Genomic DNA, 12,709 nt, shown 5'->3' on the forward strand with positions numbered 1-12,709 from the left:
TTGGCGGGATTTCCGTCTCGCGTCTAAGCCAATTCCAGCGGATTAGGGTGTCTGCGGGATTTGCCTTCAAAAAAGGAGCCGGTTTCGAGCAGCAGTTTCTTATGAACGATGTTGGCGTTGACCACGCAGGCGGATTTCAGCGTCAAATCGTTGGCGAAAATCTCGCCGGTGACTTCGCCCACGACAGTGACGGTTTCCGATTTGATCCGGCCTTCGATCACGCCGCGCGCGGCGACCGTGAGGGAGAGACAATTGACTTCGCCGAGGACCGTGCCCTCGATGACGAGGGGGCCGGGATAGTCGATGCCACCTTCGATGGTGGCGGTGCGCGGAATAGTGAGTGTGCGGCCGACGCTCGTGGTCGTCTTGAGCTCACGCATAAAACTCGTACCTGTCCGTAGCTGACACAACTCCCGCTAGCGTCAGCCTGACGGATATTTTCGGCAAATTTCAGGCTTTTCGCACCGGGTACAGGTATCTTGCGTCCGCGGCAGCGGCAACTCATGTGGCAGCGCGCGTCGTTGCCACCGACGTCCTCTTGCGCTCTTTCCGATGCGGTATTAGCAAACGGCCGTAAAGTCGGCGCTCGAAGGGAGAATGGGCTAATGGCGGAGACGACGGATACGAACGCGGCAATCGCCGAACTGAAACGCGAAATCGCCGAGCTTTCGGGATTGTCGCTCGCCACGGGGGTTATTCTTACGCAGCTTCTGCAGAAGATCGTGAGCCGCGAGATGAGCCCGCAGAATGCTGCGACGCAGATCGTCGGCAACGCCCGCGAGGCAATCGAGGGCTTTACATCGCATGTGGAGGTCGATCCGGCGATGAAGAAGCGGGCACTGGAAGCGGTCAAGCAGTACGAAGACCAGATCCGTTCGGTTCTGCCCATCTAGCTTCATTGGCGCGCGGTGACGTGCGGCCTGCGCCCCGGCCGCCGCGCGCTGACACACTTTCTGCCGTCACGTTCTGGCGGGGACTGCCGCCGGAGTGGCAAGCGGTGGTCAGGGACTGCCCGGCCGGATGCGTTTCAAAAAATCCCAAAGCGGTAGTGCTGCCAAGCCGCCGACCATGCCGCCGATGTAGCTCGGCAGCGGGAAGCGGAAGACGGCTTGCCAGATCAGGCCGGCGACCCAACTCGCCACCAGCATGGCGACGATCGTGACGAGCAGGCGTTGCCAGAAGGGAAGAAAGAGAGACATGGGCGGTTCTCAAACGGCTGCGGATCGCTATTTCTCGAATTCTTTGTACAGTGTTTTCATGACTTCCAGCGTGGCCTCGTCCACTTTCTGGCCGCCGATATTGCTCGTCACCACGATGGCGAGATCGTGATCTGGGTCGACTGCGATGGACGCAAAGTTCAGACCGTTAGAGCCATTGTGCGTGAGGATCGGTTTTTCCGTCCAGTCGAATTTTGAAAGTCCCCAGCCGAGCGCGTAGGCTCCAGATTTCGGCGTGCCGGGCTTTGGATTCTTTATCTCCATCGTGACGGCCGGCGCCTCCAAGATTTTCAGCGTCTCGGGTGTCACCAGGGCCGGGCCGCGCTTGCCGCCGCCTGCAATCCATCCAGCCCAGGTCGCGAAGTCCTTGATGCTCATATGTGCCAGCCCGGCTGGACCGAGAGAAGCCGGCAGATCTGCGCTTTCGCCCCATGCCATCGGTGTGATCTCGCCATCGGCCTCGATGCGATGGCCGACCGGCGCGTCGTAGAGGCCAAATGTTGCTTGAGCGCCGAGGCCCGCCGTCGACAGTCCGAGCGGTTCGTAAATCCGCTCGTACATCAGACGCTCCCAAGGTTTGCCCGCCGCTTTTTCGATCATCGCTCCGGCGGTGATGTAGCCGAGGTTCGAATATTGAAACTTGCCGGATGCCGGAAAGCTCGGGTCGTGCTTCGAACCCCAGGCGTCGATCATGTGTAGACGCCAGTCCTTGAGCGTGTGCTCGTAGGCGTCAGCGCTGAAATAAAGTTTGCCGATTTCTTCATTGTCAGTCGGTATGCCGCTCGTATGCGAGAGCAACTCTTTCAGCGTGATGGCAGCGAACTTCGGCTTGAGATTGGGAAGATCGGAGCCCAGAACCTCTCCAATGGTCGAATTCCAACTCAGTTTGCCTTCTTCTACCATCATCGCCGCGAGGGTTGCGGTCATGGCCTTGGTGTCGGATCCGAGGTGATAGCGGTCATCGATCGTGACCGGAATTGTCGTCTCCGCCACACGCACGCCTACCGCGCCAACTGCTACGAGCTTTCCATCTTTAACGACCGCTGCCGCGAGCGACGGGAGTGCATATTTTGTACGGATCGGGTCAAGCAGCGCATCGAGTGAAGTTTCGGCACGGGCGGTTACTGCAAACAGAAGGGAGGCAGCAAGAAAGACGAACGGCATACGCATCAGGGCACTCCAGCTTTCGGTGAAACATAGCCCGTTTCAGGACGGAGTGTCTCAACGGCCGGCTGTTCGTGACGGATTTGGTTGAGCTGCCGTTAAATTTTTGGCCGCCGACGTACTTACCGGGTGGATGGTACAACTCTAATTCGCCGACGGTTTCAGTACCTCAGTTTGGCGACATGGTTTTTGAATGCAGATGATTGCAATAACACGATTTTTCGATCGTCTTTGTTTGGATCGGCATTTTGCCAAAGATGCGTCTGGCGACACCGTGCTATTTCCCTTTGCTCGAACAGGGCGCGGCTATGTATTGACTGCAGACAAAGAAACCGGCGTCCGATGGGCACTGCGCGTTCAGATTATTGCCTCGTGGATTGCCATGCTTTCGTTCTGCATTCTCGGCGTGTGGATGACGATATCCAGCGAGAAGCAGGCATGGCACGATTGGCTTACGATCATGTCGTGGTTTGCCTTTATCACGGCGTACTTGATCTATTCGCGTTTCAGCCTTGTTCGCGGTCTTGCGCGGGCGTGATGAGGTGCGCTGCGCCGACACGCCTCACCGAATGTAGACATAGTATTTCGCTGCCCTATCTCTATTTAGGCGGCGGACGATTTTTCAGACTCATGATGTAGGCGATAACGTCGTTACGGTCGTCCGCATGCAGTACGAAATTCGGCATCGTGGGATGAGATGTGTCCAGCCACACAGCGAGTGCACGTCCGCTCATGCCAGACGTTTGAGCGACACTCGTGAAAGAGGGGGCATCGGCATTGGGTGATTTCGGATTTCCGAAGTCTATCGCATGACACTCAGTGCAGTGCTTCGCGGCGAAATTGTATCCCTGTCGCGCGTCGCCGATCTCCTGGCTGTCGACAGCCGATGGCGTTGAGACTGCGGCGAGCATTGCAGCCGTGGCGAGCCCTCGCATCGTTTTGGAATGCAACTGATGCATGCGGCTTCTCCTCCGTCCATGTTCTCTTATTTCTCGGTTCGAAGTGACATGATGTAGCCGGTGAGATCTCGGATCTCGATGCGCGTCAAATTAAGATTGGGCATCGGCGGGTGTGGCCGCGTAAGCCACGTAGCGAGATGGTCCAGTGTTTGTCCCGGTTGATTGGCGATACCGGCAAACGTCGGAACATCGCTAGGGACCGGAGCGTTCGCCGGTTCTCCAATCAAATGACAGGACGTGCACAGCTTGCGCGCGAGATTGTTTCCGTTCTCGATGTCGGGATGTTTAGATTCCGCTTTGCCGGGCTCTTCTTTCAAGTTCGGCGGCGCATCCATCTGCTGTGCCAAAGCTGAAATCGACAGCGGAGCCGTACAGCCAAACGCAATGACCGCAAATGCCAAAGCTTTAGTCGCAAAAGTTCGCGTCGTACGTATCGCCGATTTCGCCGTCATCTTGCCCCTCAAAATCCATTGTTCGAAATCAATACGATTGTGACATCGGTGCGCTAGGTCATGAATTGACGAAGCGCAAATTGGCCGGGTGGGCAGAGATGATTTATTTGAGTGCGGATTGTCGTGCATTGATGCTGGCGCTGGGCTTCGTCTTTGTAGTGTCGAGCGGCGCAAGCGCAAGCGCGGATGAGCAAGAGGCGGCTAAGGGCTTGGCGATCCTGCAAAAGAACTGCGCGCGTTGTCATGCGCTGGGATTGACGGAAAAGAGCCCGCACGCTCAAGCGCCGCCGTTTCGCGATATCGTCAATCGCTATCCTGTTGAGGATCTCGAGGAATCGCTGGCGGAAGGCATTATGTCGGGTCATCCCGATATGCCCGAGTTCAGCTTCGATCCGGACCAGATTGGGTGGATCATCGCCTACCTCAATAGCCTGAAAGCCAAGGAAAAAGGTAACTAGACGGCTTTTTTTAACGCTGCATCCGTAAGCAGAAGGCCGCCGTGGCCTTCGGTCGCCGATCGGTGTGGAACAGCCCCGCATGTGGGCGCGTTGGCCTTTGTAGTTAGGGCGCGCAAAAAAAAAGCCAGCGCGCCCAGGACATGGAGGACTTCGATGAAGAGGACATTTGTCGCTATCATCGGCGCGGTTTCCATCGCGGCGTTCGCGGCGCCTATTGCGCACGCGGATTCCATTAGTGGTGTCGAAGGCGCCCGCGCCAAAGAGCGCCAGGGCCGCTATCTCAATCGCAGCGACCGCGAGCATCTTCGCCGTTACGGTAACAACGACGACTACGGTTGGCGCGGACGCTATCGCTACTATGATGATGGCTATGACGACTATGATGACGGCCCCGGTGGCGTGAGCGTTTATGTCGGCCCTGGTGGCGTTGGCGTTTACGGTTACTGATCGCTGACGATAGAATCTCAAAACGCGTGAGGCGAGCGGGTAGACAATCCTGCGACGCCTTGCGCGCCTTTGCAAAAGGCGGGGACAATTTTCTTAAATCGTTGTTGGAGCCAACTGGCGTCTGCCGGGGCCTATAAGCACGTCCCCCAAAAAAGTTCCGCCCACAGCGCTGAAAATATCGGCTTTTGACGCGAAAATACGCAGTTTTTCGCTGCTTTATTGCGGCGGATATTTCCTCTGAGATCGTTTCAAAACGTATGCGGCGAGTATCTCTGTATCGCCGTGCAATCGCAGCGGCTTGGTGGGTGTCAAGCTGCGTCATTCGCAATCAAACCGAAGGAGAGACCTCGGGATGAAACGTCTCGCACTTATTTGTTTAATGGCAATCGGAACGGCCATCGGCGGCACGGCAGTGTCAGCCGCGCCTGCATCGACTAGCCTTGCCGGCATCGGAAAAGCACAGAGCGGCGTTGAGCTTGTTCGGCATAAACGCGGACACTGGAAACGCAATCGCCATTATCGCCACAACAATTGGCACCATCGGAGTCACTGGCGGCACAATCGCTATCGTGGTTGGCATCGCTATCATCGCCGTCCGTGGAACTGGCGTTCGCGCGGTTGTGTGATCATCGGACCGGTTTGGATGTGCCCATAAGAGACGCTTGCGTCGCAATGATCGACTGCGTTTTTGTGGAAGAGCCGGGCGCCCGTCCGGCTCTTTTTTATGCGAGTTCTCTCGGTGCCTGCCGTGATTGGTCTAGTTTGTGAGCAGGTGCGCACCGATGTCCTCGATACGCTCGAACATCATATCTGGTTGGAGTGTGCGTAGCTTTTCGGGCGCGGTGTAGCCCCAGGTCACGGCGGCGAAGTCGATGCCGGCAGCGCGGGCGGCATTAAGGTCGCGGGCTTCATCGCCGATCGCCAGAACCTGATGCGGGGCGACACCCGCGCGTTTCATCACGCGGCGGAATTTTCCGGACTTGCCGAAGAGGGCCGCGCTGCAATTGTAATCCGAGAAGAGGGCGGTGTTCTCGGGGCCGAGAACGACTTTCGCATTCTCTTCGTTGTCGGATGAGACCAGCGTCAGCGTGACGCCTCCGCTCTTCAGCGTGCGCAGCATGTCGTCTGCGCCGGGAAAAAGCGAGATGGTGTCGAGCTGCGTCGATTTCAGCTTGCGCATGTAGCGGGCGATCATCGGCAGTTTCCAGCGCGGTACGCCGAGGTGTTTCAGAATTTCGGGGACATCGGCACGGCGCAGCGGTTCGATCTCGTCTTCGCTGACGCGGCGCAGGCGGAACGCATCCGCCACGTCGTTCAGACTACCGATGAACCAGGGGAAGCTGTCGGCGAGGGTGCCGTCGAGATCGAAAATAACCAGCGAATAGCGCATGTGCTAATGACGGCTCCTCTAGCTCCGACCCTGTCTCGGAACGGAGAGGGAGTCAATCGCGCATCACTTGCAGGGTTTTGCGTACGGACCGTGACAGCACCGGCTGCGTATTGTCGCTGAGTGCGAGGGGGCGGGATCTGTCTTTCGTCGGCGTCTTTTGATGGCGCACAGCAAGTCCCCAGCAGGGAGACGGCCGCCATGCGCGTGGGCTCGGAAATGTCGGTTGGCGACAACCAAGCTTCGTGGCGATGCTTAGCTTTTCGATGCCGTAGGGCTCTGGCTGCCAGATATAGCGTTCGCCCGCCGCCTGACGGATGGTCTCAAGCGTTCGCGAAGCGCCTGGAACGTCACGTATAGTGACGGGATCGCGAAAATCCCGATGAACGATGCGAAAATCATTCCGCCGAATACTGGCGTGCCGACATTCCGGCGCGCGAGTTCGGCAGCTCCAACGGCAATGACAAGCGGCAGCAATCCGAGGATGAAAGCGAATGACGTCATCATCACCGGCCGGAACCGCAATCGGCTGCCTTCGGTCGCTGCTTCATGCAATTCGATACCGCGCTCACGCTGCTCTTTGGCAAATTCGACAATGAGAATGCCGTTCTTCGCCGCGAGACCGATCAGCACGACCATGCCGATTTGGCCATAAAGGTCGAGAGTCAGGCCGCCCAACACGATGGCCGCGAATGCGCCGAACACGCCGACGCTGACCGATAACAGAACGGGGACCGGAATGGTCCAGCTCTCATAGAGTGCGACGAGGAACAGATAGGCGAAGAGCAAGGCAAATCCCAAGATGATCGCCGTCTTGCCTTCGGCGCGCTTTTCCTGGAAAGCCGTATCGGTCCATTCCCCCGCGTATCCGTCAGGCAGAGTGCGTGCGGCGACGGCTTCCATCGAGTTGAGAGCTTGACCGGAGGACACACCAGCCGCCGGGCTGCCTTGAATGGTCACCGCGCGGAGATTGTTATAGCGAATGATCGCGGATGGACCGATGACGGGTCGCACTTCCACCAAGCTACGCAACGAAATCATCTCGCCTTTGTCGTTTCGCACATTGATCCGAAAGATATCGTCCACGCTCGTGCGATCGGCAGCGTCGGCCTGCACCTGGACCTGCCACGTTCGGCCGAAAAGGTTCATGTTATTGACGAAGTAGCCGCCAAGGGATGCCTGTAGGTCTTGAAAGACGTCGCTCAGTTTTACGCCCTGGACTTGAACTTTATCGCGATCGATATCGAGGTAGATCGACGGGTTCGTGGCGGAATACGTGCTGAAGACGCGCGAGAGCTTCGGGTCCTGGTTGGCGGCAACGAGAAGCCCTCGTAATACCTGTGCCAAGGCTTTTGGATCGCCGCCGCGGAGATCTTTCAGAACGTATGCGAAACCGCCACCCGACCCGAGACCGATGATCGGCGGCGGCGCCAACGGTACGACAATTCCGCCCACGATCTCGCGGAATTTTGGCCCCAACCGCGCGATCAATGCATTGACACCTTGCGAGCGGTCCTTCCTCTCTGCAAAAGGTTTCAGCGTCACAACCATGAACGCGCCGTTGGCCTGGGAATAGTTATCGATGAAATTGAGGCCGATGACGGACGTAACATCCTGAACGGCGGACTCACTTTGCAAAATTTTTTCGGCCTGCTTCACGACATTGGTGGTGCGCACGACGGATGCGCCTCCGGGAAGCTGCGCGATAACGAATAGCGCGCCCTGATCGTCTTCCGGCAGGAAGCCGGTCGGCGTCACTTTTGACAGTGCGTAAATTCCGACGCCCGAGATCGCCACGAGAGCAAGGCCGGCCAACGAGAACCGAAGCATCCGCGCCACTGCGGCGCCGTACGCATCCCGAATGTAATCGATGCTTCTCATGACGATGCCGATCAATCCTCTGCGCGGCCCATGATGCGGTTTCAGAAAAATGCCGCACAGAGCCGGCGAAAGCGTAAGGGCGTTGACGGCGGAGAGGAACATCGACACTGCGATCGTAACGGCGAACTGACGAAACAGCTCTCCCGAAATCCCGGGAATGAATGCGACCGGCACGAACACGGAAAGAAGGACGAGGGTAATGGCAATGATCGGCGCGGTAATTTCTTGCATGGCGAGTTTGGTCGCCTCTGCTGGAGATAGCTCCGGTCGCTCCTCCATGACGCGCTCGACATTTTCGACCACGACGATGGCGTCGTCGACCACGATGCCGATCGCCAGAACGATTGCGAGCAGTGATACCGTATTCGCCGAATAGCCGATGGCGAGCAGTCCGACGAAAGTGCCGATGAGGCTGACCGGCACGGCGAGCGTCGGGATCAACGTCGCGCGAACGCTGCCGAGGAAGAGATAGACAACGATAACGACGAGAATGAAAGCTTCTATGAGCGTCTTTTGAACTTCGTGAATGGTGTCGGTGACGAACTCTGTTGGATCGTAGGTTACCTTCCAAGCGAGGCCCTTCGGGAACCGCTTCTCTGCAGCCTCGAGTTTGGCCTTGACCTCTTTCAGCGTCGCAATGGCGTTGGCACCGGGGACCTGATAGATCGCGATGACGGCGGCAGGACCGCCGTTGAAAAGCGTTTCGCGGTCGAGATTGGCGGCGCCGAGTTCGAGGCGCGCAACATCGCCGAGGCGTAGAATGGAGCCGTCGGGATTTGTCCGCAGCACGATCTTTTCGAAATCTGAGACGGTATTGAGACGGCCCTTGGTTTGAAGATTGAGCTGGAGCTGCTGCTCGTTCGATATCGGGCGCGCGCCGATGCGTCCCACGGCGGCTTGAATGTTCTGCGCTTGGATCGCGCTGATAATGTCACCCGTTGTGAGGTTAAGCCCTGTGAGCCGGTCGGTCCGGATCCAGGCGCGCATGGCGTAGTCTTGCGGTCCCCACAACGTCGCGTCGCCAACACCTGGCGTGCTTTTGATTTGATCCAGAAGGTTGATCGTCACGTAATTGGAGAGAAAGAGCGGATCGTGCGTGTGCTTCGGCGAGTAAAGCGCGATGACGCCCAGCAACGCTGACGATTTCTTTTTCACCGATACGCCCTGTCGTTGCACTTCGGGCGGCAGGCTCGACAATGCGACCTGGACTCTGTTGTTGACGTTGACGGTGTTAATGTCAGGATTTGTGCCGAGTTCGAAGGAGCAGATGAGCGTATAGCTGCCATCGTCGCCGCTGACGCTCTTCATGTAGATCATCTTGTCAACGCCGACGACCTGCGCCTCGATGGGCTGCGCGACGGTCGCATCGACGACCGCGGAATTCGCACCGGGATAGGTCGTCGTAACCTGCACCTGCGGGGGAACAATGTCCGGGTATTGTGCCAGGGGAATTGCGTAGAGTGCTAGCGCACCCGCAATCGTCGTGACGATGGCGATGACGATTGCGAGCCTCGGGCGGTCGACGAAAATGGCAGAGAGCATTGATCAGCTCCGATCCGTCGTGGACGGCACGGGCGTTGCGATCACCGGCGCTCCAGGTCGAACCCCCTGCAATCCTTCGACGATGACCTGTTCGCCTGCGGAAAGGCCATCTTCGACGACGACGCCGTTTCCGAAATCTCCACCGGTTTTGATCCTGCGAACCGCTGCTTTTCCATCATCGACGACGAAGACGTAAATGCCCTCCTGATCGGCAATGAGCGCAGCTTGCGGAACGACGACTTTATCTTGGGGCGTTCCAGTCTCGACGCCAACGCGCACGAATTGCCCGTCGATCAAAGCACCATTCGGATTGGGGAAACTCGCGCGCACAAGAACGGTATCGGTCGATCGGTTGACCGTGACGTCGACGAAATTGATGGTGCCGATTTGATTGTAAGTGCTCAGATCCGCGAACCGCAGCGTCGCCTTAAGTTTCGTTACATCCAGAGCTTTGCCACTTTGTTGAAGACGCAGAAATTCCCGCTGGCTGACGGGAAATGTCACGTACATCGGGTCCTGGCTAACGATAACGGTCAGCGGCCCGGTGTCCGGACCGACGACATTGCCTTTAGTGATAGTCGACCGCCCGACCTTTCCTGCTATCGGAGCAGTAATAACGGTATATCCGAGGTTGATCTTTGCCGTCTGCAAGTTGGCTTCGTTGATGAGTATCGTGCCTTTGGCTTGCTCATCCGCGGCAAGAGCCTGATCGCGGGCGACAGCGGTGCCGACGTTGCGTTCAAGCAGATCTTTTGCGCGATCGAGCTGGACCTCGGTCAGCACTTTCGCGGATTTGCTGCGCTCCAATGCGCCTTGCGCTTCGCTGACGGCCGCTTTGAAGAGGCCGTCTTCTATTCGAAAGAGCGGAGCGCCAGCGGAGACCATCTCGCCTTCCTTGAATTCGATGGCGTCTAGAAAGCCCGTGACCCGGGCGCGGACGTCAACCCGTTCGATCGCCTCCACTCGGCCGACGAAATCGAGAGCATTGGAGATCGGCTTAAGATCGGCACGAACGACGCCGACGGAAATTTTTGGCGCCTCAGCCTGTTGAGCGAGTGCCAGAGGCGGTGCAATGAAGAGCGCAAGGATGGCGAACGAAGCAAGGCGCATTTCGGCCTCCTGGTTCATGTCGTCAATGCGGTTCAGGGACGAGCTTGAACGCGGGGGCGTTATGCTTCTTGGGTTTGCTGACTTCCCTTTTCGGCAGCTTGATCCTGTCGCGCTTGATGTCCTCATACGGAATGAGACTGAGAAGGTGCTCGATGATATTGAGCCGTGCCTTCCGCTTGTCGTCCGAGTACGCCACATACCAGGGCGCCCATGCTGTGTCGGAGGCTGAAAACATCTCGTCGCGCGCGTGCGTATAGTCGTCCCAGCGGGTATAGGACTTCAGATCCATATTCGAGAGCTTCCAGATCTTGCGGCCATCGTCGATGCGCGCCTCAAGGCGACGCGTTTGCTCATCGGGACTGACCTCGAGCCAGTATTTGACCAGGATGACGCCGGAATCGATGATGGCCTTCTCGACCGAAGGCACGATTCTGAGAAAGCGTTCGACCTGCTTTTCCGAGCAGAAACCCATGACGCGCTCGACGCCTGCGCGATTGTACCAGCTGCGATCGAAGATCACGATCTCGCCGCCCGCCGGAAGATGGGGCAGATAGCGCTGAATATACATTTGAGATTTTTCGCGTTCAGTCGGAGCCGGAAGCGCAACGACGCGAAACACGCGCGGACTGACACGCGCCGTAATGGCTTTTATCGTGCCGCCCTTCCCGGCACCGTCCCTGCCTTCGAACACGATGCAAACTTTTTTCTGCTCGTGGCGAACCCATTCCTGCAGTTTGACGAGCTCGGTATGCAGACGCTTCAGTTCGCGCTCATAATCCTTGCGTTTCAGCTTGAAGTGATTGCGGGGGCGTTCGCTTTCCAAGGTGGGAGCGTCAGCGCTCTTACTGTCTTCCATGTCATTGCCTCAGCAAACCGCGTGCCCCGCCGTCCTTAATGCAATGTAGTGCCCACTGTTGCCGATATTGCGTGCGTTAGAAAGATCCGAACACGGTCTGTTTGGGTAAATTCGTTATTGCGATGCGAACGACTGAACACTGCGGGAGCGCAAACTAGACTTGCGGAGTCAGGAAGAAAGCGATCCCCAGTATGAAGTAGACGGCCAAAAGTTGAACGCCCTTCAACCAATCCGACCGGCCGTCTCCGGCAACTTGTCCTGTTGCGACGACTGCGAGGAACACCGCGAGCACCAAGCCCTTGCCAAACAGCAAGTTCATAGGGGATGGGCCGACGAAAAAGCTTAAAAGAACCAGGACGGGAGCGACAAACAACGCGACCTGAACGCTCGACCCAATGGCAATCGATAGGCTGAGATCCATTCGGTCCTTCAACGCGGCCGTCACCGCAGTCGCGTGCTCGGCAGCATTGCCGAGAATGGCAACGACGAACACGCCGACGAAGAGATCGCTGAAACCGAACGCATGTGCCGTTGGCTCGATCGCACCGACCAGGATTTCGCTGAGCCACGCAATTGCCGCGGTACACGCGGCAAGAACGCCAATCGCCTGGCCGAGTGGCCAGTTTTTTCTATGTTCGCTGTTATTTGATGTGGTCAAGGCCAGAAAGAAGTTGGGGTGAGTCCGCACGGAAAATATGAGAAACAGCCCATAGAGAACGAGAAGCACAATAGAAATAGCGATGCTCAGTGTGCTCTCGCCTCCGCTATAGCGTTCACCGACAAGCGCGCCGTAAGCAGCGGGAATGACGAGCGCTATCGCCGCCAGTGTCAGCATGGTCGCTTGCGCTCGCGCTCCCGCAGCGTTGAAGCGCTGCTCATGATGGCGCAAACCGCCGGCCAGCATGGCGGCACCGAGCACGAGAAGAATGTTGCCGACGATCGAGCCGACGATGGTGGCTTTTACGATATCGTGCAATCCGGCGCGCAACGCTGCGAGGGCGATGATCAGTTCCGCGGCGTTGCCGAAAGTCGCATTGAGCAGGCCGCCCACACCCTCGCCGGCGCGGTCTGCGAGTTGTTCTGTCGCTCGTCCGAGCCAGGCTGCTAACGGTAGAATGGCGAGGGCAGACGCGAGAAATATATATGTGTGCTGATTTGGAGCAAGATACTCAAGCGCCACAGCGACAGGGGCGAAGCACAGCAGCCAATTCCACATCGCTTACTCCTGATGCCGCG

Annotated in this window: 14 protein-coding genes; 4 read left to right on the forward strand and 10 right to left on the reverse strand. The window is 57.7% G+C overall.

What is annotated here, in order from left to right; genetic code table 11:
* Window positions 1-23: 23 nt before the first annotated feature.
* A complete protein-coding gene (locus HYPMC_RS06025) occupies window positions 24-380 on the reverse strand; it encodes a polymer-forming cytoskeletal protein (RefSeq protein WP_013946954.1) in 357 nt (118 codons plus the stop codon).
* 225 nt (window positions 381-605) lie between these two features.
* Here HYPMC_RS06025 and HYPMC_RS06030 point away from each other — a divergent pair, with 225 nt between their 5' ends.
* Complete coding sequence (locus HYPMC_RS06030) at window positions 606-893, forward strand: hypothetical protein (protein ID WP_013946955.1); 288 nt, start codon at window positions 606-608, stop codon at window positions 891-893.
* Window positions 894-1,001: 108 nt separating this feature from the next.
* On the opposite strand, the gene HYPMC_RS06035 is transcribed toward HYPMC_RS06030, so the two are convergent.
* Entirely contained in the window at window positions 1,002-1,199 is a 198-nt protein-coding gene (locus HYPMC_RS06035) for a hypothetical protein (RefSeq protein WP_013946956.1), read from the reverse strand.
* Window positions 1,200-1,226: 27 nt separating this feature from the next.
* On the reverse strand, window positions 1,227-2,387 hold the full coding sequence (locus HYPMC_RS06040; RefSeq protein WP_013946957.1) for a serine hydrolase: 1,161 nt from the start codon (window positions 2,385-2,387) through the stop codon (window positions 1,227-1,229).
* A gap of 187 nt (window positions 2,388-2,574) precedes the next feature.
* On the opposite strand from HYPMC_RS06040, the gene HYPMC_RS06045 reads away from it, so the two are divergent.
* On the forward strand, window positions 2,575-2,919 hold the full coding sequence (locus HYPMC_RS06045) for a hypothetical protein (protein WP_024275601.1): 345 nt from the start codon (window positions 2,575-2,577) through the stop codon (window positions 2,917-2,919).
* A gap of 61 nt (window positions 2,920-2,980) precedes the next feature.
* Here HYPMC_RS06045 and HYPMC_RS06050 read toward each other — a convergent pair whose 3' ends face one another.
* Together HYPMC_RS06050 and HYPMC_RS06055 are read right to left on the reverse strand one after the other, a co-directional pair.
* Complete coding sequence (locus HYPMC_RS06050; protein ID WP_013946959.1) at window positions 2,981-3,340, reverse strand: cytochrome c; 360 nt, start codon at window positions 3,338-3,340, stop codon at window positions 2,981-2,983.
* Window positions 3,341-3,366: 26 nt separating this feature from the next.
* Window positions 3,367-3,792: a hypothetical protein gene (locus HYPMC_RS06055; protein ID WP_013946960.1), complete on the reverse strand. Its 426-nt coding sequence runs from the start codon at window positions 3,790-3,792 to the stop codon at window positions 3,367-3,369.
* Window positions 3,793-3,890: 98 nt separating this feature from the next.
* On the opposite strand from HYPMC_RS06055, the gene HYPMC_RS06060 reads away from it, so the two are divergent.
* Both HYPMC_RS06060 and HYPMC_RS06065 read left to right on the forward strand, forming a co-directional pair.
* Window positions 3,891-4,250 (forward strand): c-type cytochrome, encoded by a 360-nt coding sequence (locus tag HYPMC_RS06060; RefSeq protein WP_013946961.1) that lies wholly within the window; start codon window positions 3,891-3,893, stop codon window positions 4,248-4,250.
* Window positions 4,251-4,403: 153 nt separating this feature from the next.
* Window positions 4,404-4,697, forward strand: a complete 294-nt coding sequence (locus HYPMC_RS06065; protein ID WP_013946962.1) for a hypothetical protein — start codon at window positions 4,404-4,406, stop codon at window positions 4,695-4,697.
* Window positions 4,698-5,454: 757 nt separating this feature from the next.
* On the opposite strand, the gene HYPMC_RS06075 is transcribed toward HYPMC_RS06065, so the two are convergent.
* The 5 genes from HYPMC_RS06075 to cax form a co-directional block, all read right to left on the reverse strand.
* A complete protein-coding gene (locus HYPMC_RS06075) occupies window positions 5,455-6,087 on the reverse strand; it encodes an HAD hydrolase-like protein (protein ID WP_013946964.1) in 633 nt (210 codons plus the stop codon).
* 252 nt (window positions 6,088-6,339) lie between these two features.
* Window positions 6,340-9,507, reverse strand: coding sequence for an efflux RND transporter permease subunit (locus HYPMC_RS06080; protein WP_013946965.1), 3,168 nt, complete (start codon window positions 9,505-9,507; stop codon window positions 6,340-6,342).
* A 3-nt stretch (window positions 9,508-9,510) separates the two neighbouring features.
* Window positions 9,511-10,617 carry an efflux RND transporter periplasmic adaptor subunit gene (locus HYPMC_RS06085; RefSeq protein ID WP_024275603.1) on the reverse strand — a complete coding sequence of 369 codons (1,107 nt, stop codon included), beginning with the start codon at window positions 10,615-10,617 and terminating at the stop codon, window positions 9,511-9,513.
* A gap of 22 nt (window positions 10,618-10,639) precedes the next feature.
* Complete coding sequence (gene ppk2 / locus HYPMC_RS06090) at window positions 10,640-11,473, reverse strand: polyphosphate kinase 2 (protein ID WP_013946967.1); 834 nt, start codon at window positions 11,471-11,473, stop codon at window positions 10,640-10,642.
* A 154-nt stretch (window positions 11,474-11,627) separates the two neighbouring features.
* On the reverse strand, window positions 11,628-12,689 hold the full coding sequence (cax, locus tag HYPMC_RS06095; RefSeq protein ID WP_013946968.1) for a calcium/proton exchanger: 1,062 nt from the start codon (window positions 12,687-12,689) through the stop codon (window positions 11,628-11,630).
* Window positions 12,690-12,709: the final 20 nt, after the last annotated feature.

Origin of the sequence: Hyphomicrobium sp. MC1, from assembly GCF_000253295.1 — a bacterium.
In the GTDB taxonomy this organism is placed as follows: domain Bacteria; phylum Pseudomonadota; class Alphaproteobacteria; order Rhizobiales; family Hyphomicrobiaceae; genus Hyphomicrobium_B.